This window comes from Streptomyces sp. NPDC090499, assembly GCF_044769305.1.
GTDB lineage: Bacteria > Actinomycetota > Actinomycetes > Streptomycetales > Streptomycetaceae > Streptomyces.
The window spans coordinates 42,604-58,137 of record NZ_JBIVXP010000021.1 but is presented as its reverse complement, the minus strand read 5'-3'; the positions used below and the strand labels follow the sequence as shown (position 1 = coordinate 58,137).

The 15,534-nt window shown below is 73.2% G+C and carries 14 protein-coding genes, 3 tRNA genes and 1 pseudogene; 9 read left to right on the top strand and 9 right to left on the bottom strand.

Annotated elements, in window-relative coordinates; all coding sequences use genetic code 11:
• Window positions 1-48 precede the first annotated feature (48 nt).
• Window positions 49-378: pseudogene (locus tag ACIQVL_RS43585) on the top strand (transposase); the annotation flags it as partial.
• A 98-nt stretch (window positions 379-476) separates the two neighbouring features.
• Here ACIQVL_RS43585 and ACIQVL_RS43580 read toward each other — a convergent pair.
• Window positions 477-552, bottom strand: a tRNA-Trp gene (locus ACIQVL_RS43580).
• 90 nt (window positions 553-642) lie between these two features.
• Here ACIQVL_RS43580 and ACIQVL_RS43575 point away from each other — a divergent pair.
• Together ACIQVL_RS43575 and ACIQVL_RS43570 are read left to right on the top strand one after the other, a co-directional pair.
• Window positions 643-2,046 carry a hypothetical protein gene (locus tag ACIQVL_RS43575; RefSeq protein WP_403478253.1) on the top strand — a complete coding sequence of 468 codons (1,404 nt, stop codon included), beginning with the start codon at window positions 643-645 and terminating at the stop codon, window positions 2,044-2,046.
• Window positions 2,047-3,861: an AAA family ATPase gene (locus tag ACIQVL_RS43570; protein ID WP_403478252.1), complete on the top strand. Its 1,815-nt coding sequence runs from the start codon at window positions 2,047-2,049 to the stop codon at window positions 3,859-3,861.
• A 4-nt stretch (window positions 3,862-3,865) separates the two neighbouring features.
• On the opposite strand, the gene ACIQVL_RS43565 is transcribed toward ACIQVL_RS43570, so the two are convergent.
• From ACIQVL_RS43565 to ACIQVL_RS43545, 5 genes are all read right to left on the bottom strand, one after another.
• Window positions 3,866-5,053 carry a ribonuclease inhibitor gene (locus ACIQVL_RS43565; RefSeq protein WP_403478251.1) on the bottom strand — a complete coding sequence of 396 codons (1,188 nt, stop codon included), beginning with the start codon at window positions 5,051-5,053 and terminating at the stop codon, window positions 3,866-3,868.
• Entirely contained in the window at window positions 5,050-6,378 is a 1,329-nt protein-coding gene (locus ACIQVL_RS43560) for an SDR family NAD(P)-dependent oxidoreductase (protein WP_403435568.1), read from the bottom strand. The genes ACIQVL_RS43565 and ACIQVL_RS43560 overlap by 4 nt, the downstream gene beginning before the upstream one ends.
• Window positions 6,379-6,405: 27 nt before the next feature.
• Window positions 6,406-6,477: transfer RNA gene (locus tag ACIQVL_RS43555), tRNA-Ala, on the bottom strand.
• A gap of 11 nt (window positions 6,478-6,488) precedes the next feature.
• Window positions 6,489-6,560, bottom strand: a tRNA-Gly gene (locus ACIQVL_RS43550).
• A 66-nt stretch (window positions 6,561-6,626) separates the two neighbouring features.
• A complete protein-coding gene (locus tag ACIQVL_RS43545; protein ID WP_403478250.1) occupies window positions 6,627-6,881 on the bottom strand; it encodes a WhiB family transcriptional regulator in 255 nt (84 codons plus the stop codon).
• A gap of 259 nt (window positions 6,882-7,140) precedes the next feature.
• Between ACIQVL_RS43545 and ACIQVL_RS43540 the strand changes: the two genes are divergently transcribed.
• The gene (locus ACIQVL_RS43540; protein WP_403436024.1) at window positions 7,141-7,932 is read left to right on the top strand and encodes a VOC family protein; all 792 of its coding nucleotides are present in this window, start codon (window positions 7,141-7,143) and stop codon (window positions 7,930-7,932) included.
• Window positions 7,933-7,950: 18 nt separating this feature from the next.
• On the opposite strand, the gene ACIQVL_RS43535 is transcribed toward ACIQVL_RS43540, so the two are convergent.
• The 3 genes from ACIQVL_RS43535 to ACIQVL_RS43525 all read right to left on the bottom strand — a co-directional run bounded on the left by ACIQVL_RS43535 (window position 7,951) and on the right by ACIQVL_RS43525 (window position 11,097).
• On the bottom strand, window positions 7,951-8,979 hold the full coding sequence (locus ACIQVL_RS43535; RefSeq protein WP_403435566.1) for a LacI family DNA-binding transcriptional regulator: 1,029 nt from the start codon (window positions 8,977-8,979) through the stop codon (window positions 7,951-7,953).
• 121 nt (window positions 8,980-9,100) lie between these two features.
• Window positions 9,101-10,120, bottom strand: coding sequence for a non-homologous end-joining DNA ligase (gene ligD, locus ACIQVL_RS43530; protein WP_403435564.1), 1,020 nt, complete (start codon window positions 10,118-10,120; stop codon window positions 9,101-9,103).
• 482 nt (window positions 10,121-10,602) lie between these two features.
• Window positions 10,603-11,097: a transposase gene (locus ACIQVL_RS43525; RefSeq protein WP_403478249.1), complete on the bottom strand. Its 495-nt coding sequence runs from the start codon at window positions 11,095-11,097 to the stop codon at window positions 10,603-10,605.
• An 18-nt stretch (window positions 11,098-11,115) separates the two neighbouring features.
• Here ACIQVL_RS43525 and ACIQVL_RS43520 point away from each other — a divergent pair, with 18 nt between their 5' ends.
• Genes ACIQVL_RS43520 through ACIQVL_RS43500 form a run of 5 tightly spaced genes read left to right on the top strand, consistent with a single transcriptional unit; the run spans window position 11,116 to window position 15,311 of the window.
• The gene (locus ACIQVL_RS43520; protein ID WP_403435560.1) at window positions 11,116-11,676 is read left to right on the top strand and encodes an RNA polymerase sigma factor; all 561 of its coding nucleotides are present in this window, start codon (window positions 11,116-11,118) and stop codon (window positions 11,674-11,676) included.
• Window positions 11,673-12,515 (top strand): zf-HC2 domain-containing protein, encoded by an 843-nt coding sequence (locus tag ACIQVL_RS43515; RefSeq protein ID WP_403435558.1) that lies wholly within the window; start codon window positions 11,673-11,675, stop codon window positions 12,513-12,515. The genes ACIQVL_RS43520 and ACIQVL_RS43515 overlap by 4 nt, the downstream gene beginning before the upstream one ends.
• 20 nt (window positions 12,516-12,535) lie before the next feature.
• On the top strand, window positions 12,536-13,345 hold the full coding sequence (locus tag ACIQVL_RS43510; RefSeq protein ID WP_403436022.1) for an ABC transporter ATP-binding protein: 810 nt from the start codon (window positions 12,536-12,538) through the stop codon (window positions 13,343-13,345).
• Window positions 13,342-14,739 carry a hypothetical protein gene (locus tag ACIQVL_RS43505; RefSeq protein WP_403435556.1) on the top strand — a complete coding sequence of 466 codons (1,398 nt, stop codon included), beginning with the start codon at window positions 13,342-13,344 and terminating at the stop codon, window positions 14,737-14,739. The genes ACIQVL_RS43510 and ACIQVL_RS43505 overlap by 4 nt, the downstream gene beginning before the upstream one ends.
• A complete protein-coding gene (locus ACIQVL_RS43500; RefSeq protein WP_403478248.1) occupies window positions 14,736-15,311 on the top strand; it encodes a hypothetical protein in 576 nt (191 codons plus the stop codon). Before ACIQVL_RS43505 ends, ACIQVL_RS43500 begins: the two co-directional genes overlap by 4 nt.
• Window positions 15,312-15,534 lie beyond the last annotated feature (223 nt).

Here is a 15,534-nt window from a genome sequence, read left to right as displayed (position 1 = left end):
GGTCACAGCATAGATCCCGCCCGTTGGCGGGAGGCGTTCGAGATGGCCATGGGCCGTATTGCAGGGCGGTTCGCCCGGGTCGAACCACAGCGGCAGGCCGGGCGGTTGGTGCTGGGCCTGCTGTCGGACCTGCCAAGCAAGCACTGCTGGACGATCGCGGAGCGGACCGGGGAATCTACCCCGCACGGCATCCAGCACCTGTTGTGCCGGGCCTCCTGGGACGCGGATGCTGTCCATGACAACGTGCGCGAATACGTTGTTGAGCACCTCCACGACGAGGCCGCGGTCCTGGTCGTCGACGAGACCGGTGACCTGACGAAGCGCAGCCACACCGTCGGGGTCCAGCGCCAGTACACCGGCACAGCCGGGCGGATCGAGACTCCCAGATCGCCGAGTGCCAGGCAGGGCCCGCCGCCATCGCTCACCCCCGCATCGATCCAAACGAAACCGCCCGGCCCGTTCGAGGCGCTTCAGGGGGCGGGGCGGCCGGATTCGAACCGGCGTGTTCTGGTTCTGGAGACCGGTGCGCCTGCCTCTGCGCTACGGCCCCGCCCTTGCGGCAGATCGTAATGCCTTGGCCCGTTGTCGGTGCCGGCTGGTACCAATGGACCAACGGGGGAACTGCACGGCGGGGGACGGCACATGGCGTACGGAGAGCGGGGGCGGCCCTACCCTCCTGTGGTCGGCCTGGCCGACCGCAGGGCACTGGAGGCGTACCGCCCGGCGGATCCGGAGGTCGTGGTCCGGGCCCGGCGGCTGAAGGAGGCCGCGCTGCTGGACTTCGGGCTGACGGAGTCGGCGGTCGCCTCGTGGCTGTACTCGAAGTGCGCGCACCAGATCCCGACGACGGCGCTGGACACGGCGGCCGTGGTCGCCTCGGGCGACGGCAGCTGCCTGCTGCTCTACAACCCGGACTTTTTCGTCGGGCTGGGCCTGGACGGCGTGAAGTTCGTGCTGTTCCACGAGGCCCGGCACCTGGTGCACCGTCACCTCCTGGCCGGTCCCGAGCTGCGCGAGGACCCGGTGTTCGCGCTCGCCGCCGAGGTCGCCGTCAACCACGTGGCCCTGGTCCGCCTCGGCCGCACGGAGCTGCCCCTGCTGGACGGCAGGCCGACGGGCGTCGACCCGCGCACGGTGTACGGCGCCTACCGGGACGACCTGACGGCCCACGGCCTGGAGCCGCTCACGTACGAGGCGTTCACCGAGACCGACCTGCGGATCTACGGCGAGCTGAAACGCATGCGCGAGCCGCCGGTGCCGCCGCCGCTGTGCCCGCACCTGGTGGCCGGCCTGGTCCCCGCCGACCAGGCGACCGTGGACGAGGTGACGTCGTCGGCGCTGCTCAACTCCCTGCTGGCGGCCCGGCGCGGCCACGCGGGCGCGGAGCGCGAGCTGCTCGACCTCATGAACCGTACGGAGGAGGGGTCGGCGCGGGCCGCGAGGCTCTGGGGGAAGCTGGGCGCGGGCATGCTCCGCGGCGAGACCACCCGCACCCGGACCGTCGACTGGTGGCAGCGCTGGCTGGTCGACGTACTGGGTTCCCGGCTCCGCGACGGCGAGCGGCTGGTCTACCCGAAGAAGCGCGGCGCCCTGCTCGCGGCCCTCGGCCAGGACCCGATGCTCGCCCGGCGCGGTCCGGTGCGCGAGAAGGTGCTCGTCATCGCCTACGACACCTCGGGCTCGATGCCGGAGCGGGTGATCGACTGGCTCACCCGGCTCGTCGGCCGGATCGACGGGGTGGCGGCGCACTGGCTGTCCTTCGACGCCGTGGTGATGCCGTTCCGGCCCGGCGAGAGGGTGTACGGCGGGGGCGGTACCAGCTTCCAGGCGGTCGCGGACTACGTGGAGGGCCGTACCGAGGTGGCGGGCCGGCGCTGCGAGATGCATCCGGACGCGGTCCTCGTCCTCACCGACGGCTACGCGCCGCCGATCACCCCGGCCGCGCCGGAGAAATGGATCTGGCTGATCACCGAGGGCGGCAACGAGTGGCCCGAGACGCACACACCCGCGATGGACTGCCATCGCGTCACGACGGGATCGCGGTAGATGACCACGGAGACACAGCAGACAGCGCAGGCGCGGCAACCGGCCGCGTCCCGTCTGGAGTCCTTCATCGACGCGATGATCGACATGCGGCAGACGGGGCAGGTCTTCGGCGAGCACGGCATCGGCAAGACGGCGACGTTCTTCTCGCACCTCGCCCGCGCACACCCGGACACCACGCTGGTGTACGTGCCGGCGGCGAACCTGACCCCGGACGACCTGCTGGTCAACGCGCCGGTCCGGGACCCGCGCACGGGAGAGCTGGTGCTGCGCCAGCTGGTGATGGGCCGGCTCCGGCCGGGCCGGCCGTTCGTGCTGCTCGTCGACGACTCGCTGCAGGCGGGCGACACGATCCAGTCGCAGCTCATGCAGGTCGCCTGCAACTGGACGCTGGGCGAGCACGACCTGCGCGCCCTGGGCTGCGTGGGCGTGTTCCTCACGGACAACGAGTCGCTGTCGGAGACCTCGGCACGCCGTGGTGACCTGGCGCTGCTGGACCGCATGGTGACGATCCGGATCACGGCGAACGACACGTCCTGGCGCCGGCATCTCGCCGCCAAGTACCGCCCCTGGGACCTGCGTCCGGTCTTCTCCCTGTGGACGTCCCTCTCCCCCGCCCTGCGCGAGCTGCTCTCCCCGCGCACCCTGGACCATGTGCTGGCCAACGCGCGCGAGGGCTTCCCGCTGCGCTGGGGCCTGCCGCTGGTCGACGGCGAGCGGCTGCGGCTGGCCGAGCCGGGCCCGGACGGACGGCCGGGGCAGGACCGCACGGCCGAGATCCTCGACCGGATCGCCGCGAGCGTCGGCGTCGCCAACCCCGCGACGGTCGCCGACCCGGTGCGGCAGGTGGTGCGGGCGGCGCTGCGCAACCGCTGGACGGTGCTGCTCCAGGGGCCGCCGGGCTGCGGCAAGACGGAGCTGGTCCGGGAGACCCTGCGCGCCGGGCTCGGCCGCGACGCCCTGTACTTCTCGCTGCCGGTGACGAACGTCGAGGACCTGTGCGCGCCGGTGCCGTCCCCGGACGGCACGCTCGACAACCTCCTCGCCGCGCCCTTCACGGGGCCGGAGCCGAAGGCGATCGTGTGGGACGAGTACAACCGGCCCAAGGACCGGGCCGCGTTCGCCAAGCTGATGGAGGTCACCCAGGAGTGGTCGCTGGCGGGACAGCGGATCGAGAACCTGCGGGCCCAGATAGCCGTGCAGAACCCGCCGTACCACCTGGGGCGCAAGCTGCTGGTGTCGCGGAACAACATCGCCCAGGCGACCCGGTTCACGGCGTCGCTCCTGGTCGAGCCCGAGGACATCCCGGCCAACGAGTGGCTGCTGGCCCGGTACGGCCGGGATGCCGAGACGGTCCTGGAGTGGTGGAAGCACGACATCGACGACGAGGGCCGGGCCTGGATCACCAAGCGGACCCTGGAGCGCCTCGTCAAGCTGCACCGCAAGGGGCTGCCGCTGGAGATGGCCACGGTCTACCTCGGCGACGGCGAGTACGCGCCGGTGCCGCTGACGGCCCTCGTGGACCGTTTCCGGGGCCGCCCGGTCACGGGCCTGCGCGAGCTGGCCCGTGACGTCGACGCCTGGGAGGACCGGCTGCGCAGGGCCGCCGCGCACTCCGGGGAGGGCGGTGACGACAGCGACGTGGTGCACCAGATCCTCGCCAACGCGGAGCTGTCCCAGCTGAAGAGGCACCGGGCGGTGGTGGGCCGCCTGGTGGCCCTGCTTCCGGCCAAGCTGCGCGCGACCTACCTGGTGGGGGCGTCCGAGCGGCAGCAGCGGTACTGGACGGAGGTCTTCACGGACCTGCGCGGGAGCTGACGGGTCAGGCCTGCGGCGGTGCGCTCCGGTGCACGCTGCGTACGGCGGCCACGTCGGCCGGGACCGCGGGGGCCGGGATGCCGGCGCTGAGGCCGGCCAGGCGGCGCTTGACGCTCGCGGCGATGCCGGCGCCGAGGCGGTAGCGGGTGGCGGTGCCGGCGTGGGCCGCGTGGTCGAGGAGGCGGTGGGCCTCGCGGCTGCGCATCCCGGTGTGGGTCAGCACCAGGTGGGCGAGGCGGTGTTCGGAGGCGGACAGGGTCCGGCCGATCGTGTCGGCGGCGGCCAGGTCGATCCGGTTGTCGCCCGCGGCGAGGACGGCCGCCGCGCGTACCCGCCCCAGGTCGAGCAGGGTCACCCCGGCGCCGGCCGCTGCCGTCACCAGGCGGGCGGCGGCCGAGGGTCCGATGCCGTTGCTGGCGACCGCGAGCCGGGTGAGCCGCCCGTACGGCGCCCGGTCCAGGGCGCCGGCCAGCTCCAGCGCGCCCGCATCCCCCAACCGGGCGGCGGACACGTACAGTTCGCCGAGCCCACCGCCGGCGACGACGGCGGCCAGGGCCCGCGCCCCGGCCGCGCCCAGCGGGTTGCCGCCGGCGAAGAGCCGCTCGATCCGGCGTCCGTTGCCGGCCGCCGCGAGCAGCGCGTCGGCGAGCACGGCCGCTCCGTCCGGGTCGAGTCCGGTCTGGACGAGGTCGAGGGTGCGCAGGGAGCGGGCGGATTCGATCAGTTCGGCGGCGGCCCGACCGCCTCCGCCGCCCAGCGGGTTGCGCTTGAGCCACACCCCGGTGACGACCTGCGGCGAGGCCCGCAGCTGGTCGGCGATCCGGCAGGCGCCGCCCGCCGTGATGCCGTTGCAGCCGAGGTAGAGCGTCTCCACCTCGGCACCGGAACCGGCCACGGCTTCGGCGCCCGCGTCGCCGAGGGCGTCCGTGCCGAGCAGCAGGTGCCGTACCGGAGTGGGTCCTTCGCCGAGGGCCTCGGCGATCAGGGCGGCGCCCGCCGGGCCGACGTCCTGCTTGCACAGGTCGAGGCGGCCGTCCGGCAGCGCGGTGCCGGCGGTGAAGTCCAGCCGCTCCCCCGCCGGGCGGCCGGCCCTCAGCCAGTCGAGCAGCGGGGCGAGTTCGGCGGCCGGGCGCGGCACGACGTGCGGGACACCGGCGAAGGTCTGCCGCCGGTCCTGTGGGTCCTCGTTCACCACTCCGCCTCCCGGTAGTCCTTCAGGAACACCCCGGACACCGGGTCCCCGGCCTCGCCGCGCACGATCGGGTCGTAGACACGGGCCGCGCCGTCGACGACGTCCAGGGGCGTGCGAAAGCCGGCGCCGGCCATCCGGGCCTTCTTCGGTGCCGGGTTCTCGTCGGTGATCCAGCCGGTGTCGACGGCGCACATGTGGACGCCCCGCTCCGCGAGTTCGGCGGCGCTGGTGCGGGTGAGCATGTTGAGGGCGGCTTTGGCCATGTTGGTGTGCGGATGGCCGGCCATCTTGTTGCGGACGGCGAACCGGCCCTCGACGGCGGTCACGTTCACCACGTAGCGGCGCGGCCGGGGCGAGGCCAGCAGCAGCGGCAGCAGCCGGTCGCACAGCAGTGCCGGCGCCAGGGCGTTGACGAGCTGGGTCTCCAGGACCTCGGCCGGGTCGAGGGCACCGAGCCGGGCCGACCAGGAGTTCTCGGGCGACGGATCGGGCAGCAGTCCGGCCTCGTCGGCCTCGCGCAGGGCGACGGGCAGGGCCGCGGCCGAGCCCGCCAGTCTGCGCATCGGGGTGAATCCGGGGGCCTGCCGGGCCCCCGGGGGCAGCGCGTCGGGTTCGCCGGCGGCCAGCAGGGCGTACGACTCGGGCGGCCTGCGCACGGTCTGCGCCGCGTTGTTGACGAGGATGTCCAGCGGCTCGCCCTCCTGCCGCAACTCCTCGCACAGGCCGAGCACCTGGCGCGGGTCGCGCAGGTCGACGGCGAGGACGGTGAGCCGGTCCAGCCACTTCGCGCTGCCGGGGGCGGCCTCGAAGCGGCGCACGGTGTCCTGCGGGAACCGGGAGGTGACGAGGACCTCGGCGCCGTCGCGGAGCATCATCAGCGCCAGCTGGAAGCCGATCTTCACCCTGCCCCCGGTGAGCAGCGCGCGGCGGCCGCCGAGGTCGGTGGTCAGGGCGCGGCGCGCGGTGTTGTCGGCGGCGCAGTCGGGGCAGAGCCGGTGGTAGAAGGTGTCGACCTGTCGATAGGGCGACTTGCAGACGTAGCAGGTGCGCGGCTTCCGGAAGACGCCGCCGGTGCCCGGCACGGCCAGCGGCGCGTCCTCGCGGCGGTCCGGGGCGCCGGTCGCGGTCGCGGCCATCACGGCGGCGTCGGCCTGCGAGGTCTCGGTGCCGCGTGTCCGGCGGCGGCGCAGCCGTCCGTCACGGGCGAAGGAGGCGGCGACCTGCTCGGCACGCAGCCGCACCGGGTCGTCGGCGGGCAGCGCCCGCAGCTTCCCCACGGCCTCGTGGAAGGCGGCCAGTTCCGCCTCGGTGATCGCCTTGCTCATCCGCCCCGCCCCGTGTCCGCCGTAGCGTGGTCCCGGCCGGATTCGAACCGGCGTATCCGTCATGCGATGACGGCGAGTCTGCCTCTGCTCTACAGGACCTCGTCACGCGGCCCGGACGACCGGATTCGAACCGGCGTGTCCGCCTTGGCAAGGCGGTGCGTCTGCCTCTGCGCTACGTCCGGCCGCGTCCCCGGATGGTATCCGGGCCCGGACGTACGGTCGTACCGCATGGTCCCGGCGGCCCGGGTTCAGCGGGAGGCGCGGCGCAGATCCAGGCGTTCCTTCTCGGACAGGCCGCCCCAGACACCGAAGCGTTCGTCGTTGTCGAGCGCGTACTCCAGGCAGGCCGAACGCATCTCGCACATGCCGCAGATGCGCTTGGCCTCGCGTACCGAGCTGCCGGGCTCGGGAAAGAAGAAGTCCGCCCCGGTCTGCGCGCACAACGCCTGTGCCTGCCAGGCCGGGACGGGCGTGCGGGGCGGGGTGATGGTGTCGAAGTGCATGGCCAGGATCGTGCCGGGCGGCGAAAAACGTTCGCTCAACGCCCGCTCAACGCCCCGGCGGCAGAGCACTTCAGCCTCGATCATGCTCCCGTGCGCCACGCCTGCGCACGGCGGCGCGCGGAACGGATCCGAAACTCGGCGATGGCATCGGGTGACCCACGGTAACCGGGACGCGGTGGGCGTGGGCGGGCAGCGATTGTCAGTGGGCGGTGGAAGACTCGGCGCAGCAGAGAACAGGACCCTTCCGAGGAGGGCGATGATGCTCACCACCCGTTTCGTCAACGGCGCTCCCAACTGGATCGACCTCGGCACGCCCGAGATCGACGGCGCCGTCTCCTTCTACCACGGCCTCTTCGGCTGGCAGTTCCGGTCGGCGGGTCCCGAGGCCGGTGGTTACGGCTTCTTCCAGCTGGACGGCCGGACCGTCGCCGGCGGTATGCAGACCGGCCCGGAGCAGGGCCCGCCGTCCTGGACGGTGTACTTCCGGAGCGAGGACGCGCAGGCCACCGCGAAGGCGGCCGAGCAGGCGCACGGCAGTGTCCTGGCGCAGCCGATGGACGTGCTGGGCCAGGGCCACCTGGCGGTCCTCACCGACCAGGCCGGGGTGCCCTTCGGCATCTGGCAGCCGGCGCTGACCAAGGGCGTCGACGTGGCGGGGGATCCGGGTTCGCTGTGCTGGGTCGAGCTGTACACCCCGGACATCGCGGCTGCCGCGGCCTACTACCACAAGGTGCTCGGTCTGGAGACCTCCGGCGTGCCCTTCCCCGGCGGCACCTACACCTGTGTCAACCCGGCGGGCGGCGACGACGCGTCGGTGTTCGGCGGGATGGTGCCGCTGGCCGAGGACCCGGCGGAGGCGCAGGCCGGTGCGTACTGGCTGCCGTACTTCGAGGTCGAGGACCCGGACGCGGTGGTCGAGAAGGCCCAGCAGACGGGCGGCCGGGTGCGGATGCCGGCGACCACGCTGGAGGGGGTCGGCCGGATGGCGAAGCTGGCCGACCCGTACGGCGCCCGCTTCGCGGTGATCAGGAGCGAACCGCAGCAGACCTGAGGCCGGAGCCGGGACCCGTCACGCGGTCGCGCGTCGTATCAGCGTCGTGGGCAGGACGACGCTGGACGGCGCGCCGGTCGCCGGCCCGCCGCGGGTCAGCGTGGACAGCAGCAGGCGGGCCATCAGCCGGCCCATCTCCTCGATGTCCTGACGGACCGTCGTCAGCGGCGGCTCGGTCTGTTCGGCGACGGGCAGCACGTCGTCGAAGCCGATCACGGCGACGTCCTCGGGCACCCGGCGGCCGCGCTCGCGCAGGACGCGCAGGGCACCGAGCGCGGTGAGGTCGTTGGCGGCGAACACGGCGTCCACGTCCGGGCAGCGGTCGAGGAGTTCGCCCATGGCGCGCTCGCCGCCGGTGGGGGTGAAGTCGCTGGCGACGACCAGCCGGGGATCGGTCTCCCCCATCACGTCCCGGTATCCCTGCAGCCGGTCGGCCGCCGACGTCTGGTCCAGCGGCCCGGTGATGTGCGCGATCCGGGTCCGGCCGAGGCCGACGAGATGGCGCACCGCGTCCTCGGCGCCGCCCCGGTTGTCGCAGTCGACGTACACGGCGCTGTCCGTGCCGTCGCCCCAGCCGGGCCGGCCGCCGAACACGGTGGGGACACCGGCGCCCTCGATCAGGCCGGGCAGCGGGTCGTCGAGGTGGAGCGAGAAGACCAGCGCGCCGTCGACATGGCCGCCGGCGAGATAGCGGGCCACCCGGGCGTGGTCGTCCCGGCCCTCGGTGAGCAGCAGGACGAGCTGGTTGTCCTGGGCGGTCAGTTCCTTGCTGATGCCGCGCAGCTGCAGGGCGAAGAAGGGGTCGGTGAAGATCCGGGTCTCCGGCTCGGCGATGACGACGGCGACGGCGTCGTGCCGTCTGGTGACGAGGCTGCGGGCCGCCTGGTTGGGGACGTAACCGAGTTCCTCGACGGCCCGCCGCACCCGTTCGACGAGCGGCTCGCGCACGCCGTCCCCGCCGTTGACGACCCGTGACACGGTGGCCCGGGAGACCCCGGCCCGCGCGGCCACGGCCTCCAGCGTGGGGCGCGACACTGCCTCGGACACCTCGGCCCTCCTCCTCGGCGGCTGGCGATCAGCATAGTCCCGGGCACCGGGAGGCGGCCGGAGCGCCCGCGCCGGGCGCCGCACCTGCCGACCGCGGCCGGGACGTCACCGACTCCCGTCGTCAGGAGGGCTGTTCGGGCCGTGCCCGGCTCGGCTGGACGCGCTTGGGCTCGCCCGGCATCTTCGGGTACTCCGGCGGATAGGGCAGGTCGCCGAGGCCGTGCTCGTCCTCGTCGCGGCGGGCGAGTTCCAGGAGGGTGTCGAGGGAGTAGGCGTGGTCGTCCATGTCGGCGTGCACATCGCCGAGTTCGGCGAACCGGGCGGGCATCGTGACCAGGTCGAAGTCCGCGGGCTGCACGTCGTCGACCTCCTCCCAGCGCAGCGGCGCCGACACGGGGGCGTTCGGGCGGGGCCGCAGCGAGTAGGCGGAGGCGATGGTGCGGTCGCGGGCGGTCTGGTTGTAGTCGACGAAGATGCGCTCGCCGCGTTCCTCCTTCCACCACTTGATGGTCACCCGGTCCGGCATCCGGCGTTCCAGTTCGCGGCCCACGGCGATGGCGGCGCGCCGGACCTGGGTGAAGGTCCAGCGGGGTTCGATGGGCACGAAGACGTGCAGCCCGCGGCCGCCGGAGGTCTTGGGCCAGCCCCGCAGTCCGCCGAACTCGTCCAGGACGGCGCGCAGTTCGTGGGCGGCGCGGACCGCGTCGGCGAAGTCGGTGCCGGGCTGCGGGTCGAGGTCGATGCGGAGCTCGTCGGGACGGTCGACGTCACCGCGCCGCACCGGCCAGGGGTGGAAGGTGAGCGTGCCGTACTGCGCGGCCCACACCACCGCGGCCTCCTCGGTGGGGCACATCTCGTCGGCGGTGCGGCCGCTGGGGAAGGTGATGTGGGCGGTGGGGATCCAGTCGGGCATGCCCTTGGGGGCGCGCTTCTGGTAGAACCACTCCCCCTCGACGCCGTCCGGGTAGCGCTGCAGGGTGGTGGGGCGGTCGCGCAGGGCGCGCAGGATGCCGGGGGCGACGGCCGCGTAGTAGCGGGCGACGTCCAGCTTGGTGAAACCGCGCTCCGGGAAGAAGACCTTGTCGGGGCTGGACAGCCGTACGGACCGGCCCGCCACCTCCAGTTGCACCGCATCGCCCATGCGGCCACGGTAGGCGCACCACCCCCGCCCCGCATATCGGCTCGACACGGCCGCCGCTCCGGTACCGGAGTGTGCGACGTGACGAGCGGACGCCCGGGAGCGCTCGTACAGTCGTGGGGCGGTGCTACGCCGTCACGGATACCTGCTGGTCAGATACGGTTTCAGCGGAACCACAAGAGATCGTTTCCCACAATCCTCCCTCAAGGTGAAGCGCCTCCCGGACGGCAGGGTGAAGGTGACGGCCGCTGCGGGCGGCGCGCTCAGCACGATCGGGTTCGGCGGCCGGCCGGTCGGCGAACGGTGGTCTGCTGCGCCGGGCGAGCGGTGGCCCGGTGCAGCACTTCGACCAGGGCGGCTACATCCAGGGCCCGGGCACCGGCACTTCGGACAGCATCCCGCGGGCTGGTCCAGGGCGAGCCCGGTCCCCGACATGCATCCGTCGACCACGTCCGGGTGGTGCTGGAGCCCTTTGAGCCAGCGCTTCACGGCGCGGGTGACGTCTTCGAGGCGGCCGCCGCGAGGTTGCCGATGTCGCGCTTGACCAGCGACCAGACCCCTACGGTCGGGTTCAGGCCGGGCGCGTAGGTGGGCAGCTGGATGGCCGTGAGCCACTCGGCGTTCGCGTCGATGAACTTGCGAAGCGGCTTGGTCAGGTGCAGGCGAACGTTGTCCCAGACCAGCACGATCGGGCCGCCGAGCTGGATGCGGGCGCGGACGATCAGGTCGCGGAAGTCACGCCAGCCGAAACTCTTCGGCTGGTCCTTTCGCCCCGTGTACTCCCGAACCGCGGAAAACAGCCGGGACGGCCGGGCCTGTAGCAGGTCATGCCGACCGTCGACACCCTCCGTTTGGTGGGTTCCGACACGTTGGTGGGTTCCGACACGCTGATCGACCTCCCGCTGCGTGCTGTACCGCCGTCGTCGACGCCGTACGGCAATGTGACCGCTATCACGGCCAGGGGAAAACCTGCCGTCCATGGGCGGCGTCTAGCGGGTGTGAGATCAGTCAGGAAGGCACCGGGCGAGCTGGACGAGGAGCATCTCGTGCGGCTGGTGGCCAAGGGTGACCGTGCCGCGTTCGAGGAGCTGTACCGGCGTACGTCGCCGTGGATGGCGGTGCGGCTGCGCCGCCGCTGTGCGGACGAGCAGATCGTCGCCGAGGTCATGCAGGAGACGTACTTGGCCGTGTGGCGCGCGGCGGGCGCGTTCGTCGGGACCGCGGCCGGGGGAAGCGCCGTCGGCTGGCTGTGGACGATCGCGGCGCGCCGGCTCGTCGACGCGTTCCGGCGCCGGGCCCACCACGCGGAGCCGCCTCCCGCGGCCGCACCGCGCCCCATGGCGCCCGCCGCCGAGGAGGAGGCGCTCGCGGCGACCGTCGGCGGTGAGGTCGGGGACGCGCTGCGGCGCCTCGCGCCGGAACTCAGAGAGGTGCTGCAGGCCCTGGTGCTCGACGGGCTGTCCGTCCGGGAGGCCTCGGTGCTGCTGGGACTGCCCGAGGGCACGGTCAAGACCCGTGCCCGCAGGGCCCGGATCGAGATGCGGAAGGCGCTGGCATGAGTGGGGAACACGCGTCGATTCGGATCATCGACGGGTACGCGCGCGGCGACACGGAGCTCGCCGCCGACGAGGTGTGGGCCCTGGAGGCCCATCTGGAGGCGTGCCGGGTGTGCCGTGAGCGGCTGTCGGACTCGGTCACGGCGCAGGCGCCTGCCGTCGCGGCGCTGGTCGGCTCCGTGTGGTCCGACCTCGAACCCCGGCTGGCCGACATCGCGCCGATGCCGCGGCGACGGCGCTGGTCGGCGCGGATGTCGAGATGGCTGACGCCGACGATGGTGCCGTGGGTGGCCATGGTCGTGGCCGTGACGCTGCTCGCGCTGCTGCTCGACCTGACCGGCACCGTCCCGGACACCGGCTCCGGCTCCGGCGTGTCGTTGGTGTTGCTGTTCGCCCCGGTCCTGCCCGTGCTCGGCGTCGCGGCGTCGTGGTCGCGCGGCCTGGACCCGGCGTACGAGCTGACGGCCTCCGCGCCACGGGCGGGACTGTATCTCGTGCTGCGGCGCACCGCGGCCGTGCTCGCCGTGGTCGTCCCCGCGCTGCTGCTCGGCGGATGGGCGACCGGGGTGACCGGGGTGACGGCCGCGCAATGGCTGCTGCCCTGTCTGGCCTTCACCTCGACGACCCTGGCGCTCGGCGGTGTCGTCGGTGTGACCCGCGCCGCGGGCTGGCTGGTGGCCGGGTGGGCCGCCGTGGTGGTGGCGCCGAGCCTGTCCACCGGCCGTACGACCTTCGCGCTGCGGACGGTCGGCCTGCCCGTGTGGGCGCTGATCCTCGCACTCGGCATCGGTGTCGTGATCGCCCGCAGGGGCGCGTACTCCGTGCTGGGAGCCCATCGTTGACCATCGGAGAGGAACACCACATGATGCCCGCGGTGAGCGCGGCCGACCTCGCACCGACGCCCTACGCCTGGGAGATCCGGGCCACCGGGCTGAAGGTCAGGGTCGGCAGGAACCGGATGGCCGTCTGCGGCCTCGACCTGTCACTGGGCACCGGCGTACACGGCCTCCTCGGACCCAACGGGGCGGGCAAGACCACCCTCATCCGGGCGCTGGCCACCGTGCTGCGCCCCGCCGAGGGCACCCTGGAGCTGCTCGGGGAGTCCGCGGGCGGCATGGGCGAACGCCGTGCGCTGCGCCGCCGGATCGGCTATCTGCCGCAGGAGTTCGGCTACTACAAGCGCTTCACGGTCCGCGAGTTCGTCGAGTACATGGCGTGGCTGAAGGAGGTACCCAAGGCGGACATCCCCGCGGCGGTGCAGCACGCCGTGGAGCGGGTGGGCCTGGCCGACCGCGCCGACAAGCGGATGAAGACCCTGTCCGGCGGCATGGTGCGGCGGGTGGGCATCGCCCAGGCCATCGTCAACAACCCGACGATCCTGCTGCTGGACGAGCCGACGGTCGGCCTGGACCCGGCGCAGCGGCTGCGCTTTCGCGAGCTGCTGCAGGAGCTGGGCAGGGACACCTGCGTGGTCGTCTCGACCCACCTGGTGGAGGACGTGGCCGCCGCCTGCACCGACGTGGTGCTCTTCGCCGAGGGCCGGCTGGTCTTCCAGGGCACCCCGGACGAGCTGGCCGCGGTGGGCGGACCGGAGCAGGTGGGCGACAGTCCGCTGGAGCGCGGCTACTCGGCACTGCTGCAGAGCCCCGAGCAGGAGAGGGGCACCTGGTGAACAGCCGTGTCCTGCGCATCGAGTTGAAGCGCTCCGTCGCCCCCTGGGCCGGCGCCGTGGTCCTGACAAGCGCGCTGGCGTTCCTGTACCTGCTGGACGGCGGATGGTGGACGGGCACCACGGCGTGGACGGCCCAGTGGACGTCCTTGGCCCTGTGGACCCGCGGCGTGCTGTTCTACCTGTGGCCGCTGGCCGTGGGGCTCGGCGCCCTGCAGGGTCTGCGCGACCACCGCTCGAAGATGTCCGAGCTGCTGACGACGGCCTCGCGACCCGCCTGGCACCGCGCCGCCGCGCTCGCGGGAGCCGTGGCGATCAGCCTGGCTTCGGCGTTCGCGTTCCTCGTCCTCGTGGGCGGGGCCCAGGTGCTCGCCCACACCGACTACATGCACCTCGGATGGCTGCCGATCTCGCTGGTCGGGGCGCTCTCCCTCGTCGCGGCAGCCGTGCTGGGCATGGGGGCCGGGCGCACTCTGCCGTCCCCGCTCACCCCGCCGCTGCTGACCATGGTCGCCTTCGCGTTCACGGCGCTCATGAACGCGTCCCTGGGCCAGACGCAGACGACCACGGCGGACGGTTTCCCGGTCACGGAGCCGAAGCAGATCTCGCTGCTCTCACCCGTGGTGGCCGACGTGAGCAACGTGTTCGTCACCCTCTCCGCCTCCGTGCACGTCGGACAGACGATCTGGCTGCTCGGCCTGGCCGCGACGGGCTTCGCCCTGCTCGTCGCCGCGACCCCGCGCACCCGGCTGCTCGCCCTGTCGCCCGTCCTGGCGGGCGCGGCGATCGCCCTGCTCGTCCTCCCCTCCGACCCGAGCCGGATCTACGTCCGCGACGAGGCTGCCGCCGCTCTGGTGTGCGACGGCCCGGTGTGCGTGACCAGGACGCACCAGGGGCGGCTCGCCGACCTGGCGGGTCCCGGCAAGGAGGCGCTGGGTCTGTTGCACCGCGCCCTGGGCGGCCAGGCGCCGGTCTCGGTCCGGGAGAACACCGCCATACAGCCGGAGGGCACCACGCCGCGGTGGTCCCGTAGGACCGTGCTCTTCGACTTCGACGACGACATCATCACCGCCGCGAAGGGCAAGGAGCTGGCCTGGGCGCTGATCGCCAAGGGCATGGTGCCGGGGTGCGGCCCCGTCGGCTGGTCCAGCACGGGCGAGGACGACGTCGCGCAGACCGTCGCGGTGGGCTGGGTCCTCGGCGACCTCGAGTCGCTGCCCAGCACACAGTCGGCGGGCATGCGCCGCGAGTTCGACACCCAGGCCCGCGCCGTGTGGAAGGACCTGGAGGCGCTGCCCCGAACCGAGCAGGTGTCGCGGATCAGCGCGATGCGCGCCGCCGCGCTCTCCTGCCGGGGAGACACGCTCAAGACGCTGACCGGCGGTGCGTCCCGATGAGGTGGGTGACGCTGTACGCGCGCTCGCGTCAGGTGCCCGCGTCGCTCGCCGTGCTGGTGATCAGCACGGTGGCGGCGTGGGCGCTCGCCCGGGACGGCAGCGGGGAGCCGGGGGATCTCCGGCTGCCCGTGCTCGTCCTCGCCGCGGGAGCGATGGCGGTCTCGGTCGGGCTCGGCGGGCAGGACCTCGCGCTGGACCGGACGGCCGCGATCCGCTGGGTGCCCCGCAGGGCGGCGCATGTGCTGCTCGGCGGTGCGCTCGTCGCCGCGATCCTGCTGGCGGTACAGACAGCCGGCGCCGACCTCGCCACCACCGCGTTCATCGTCCGGGACAGCGCGGGCCTGATGGGGCTCGCCGCCGTCGGCGCGGCGGGGTGCGGGGGGCCGTACGCGTGGACGCTGCCGTTCGCCTGGCTCTCCTGTTCGTTCTTCGCCCCTCCCCCGACGAGTGCGCCGACGCAGGTGGCGTCCTGGATGCTGCTGCCACCCGGCACGGCCGCCGGCACCTGGACAGCCGTGGTCCTCACAGCCGTCGGCACCACGGCCTACGCCGTCGCGGGACCGAGACGGTAGCGGGGCGCGGGCTGCTGGACCGGGGCGCGGTGGTGACCCATTACGGATGCCCCCCGACCAACGGGCTGACCTTCTTCGACCTCGGTCGAACTCCGGTGGTTTTGGCGGTGATGGATGGCGTCCACGTCCGGATCACCGCCAGGTCCGCACGCGGGTAGGCCGGACGGCGATCGAGGCAATGGCGGGCGCCGCCAGGCCGTGTGCCGAAAGTGGATCTTGGGCC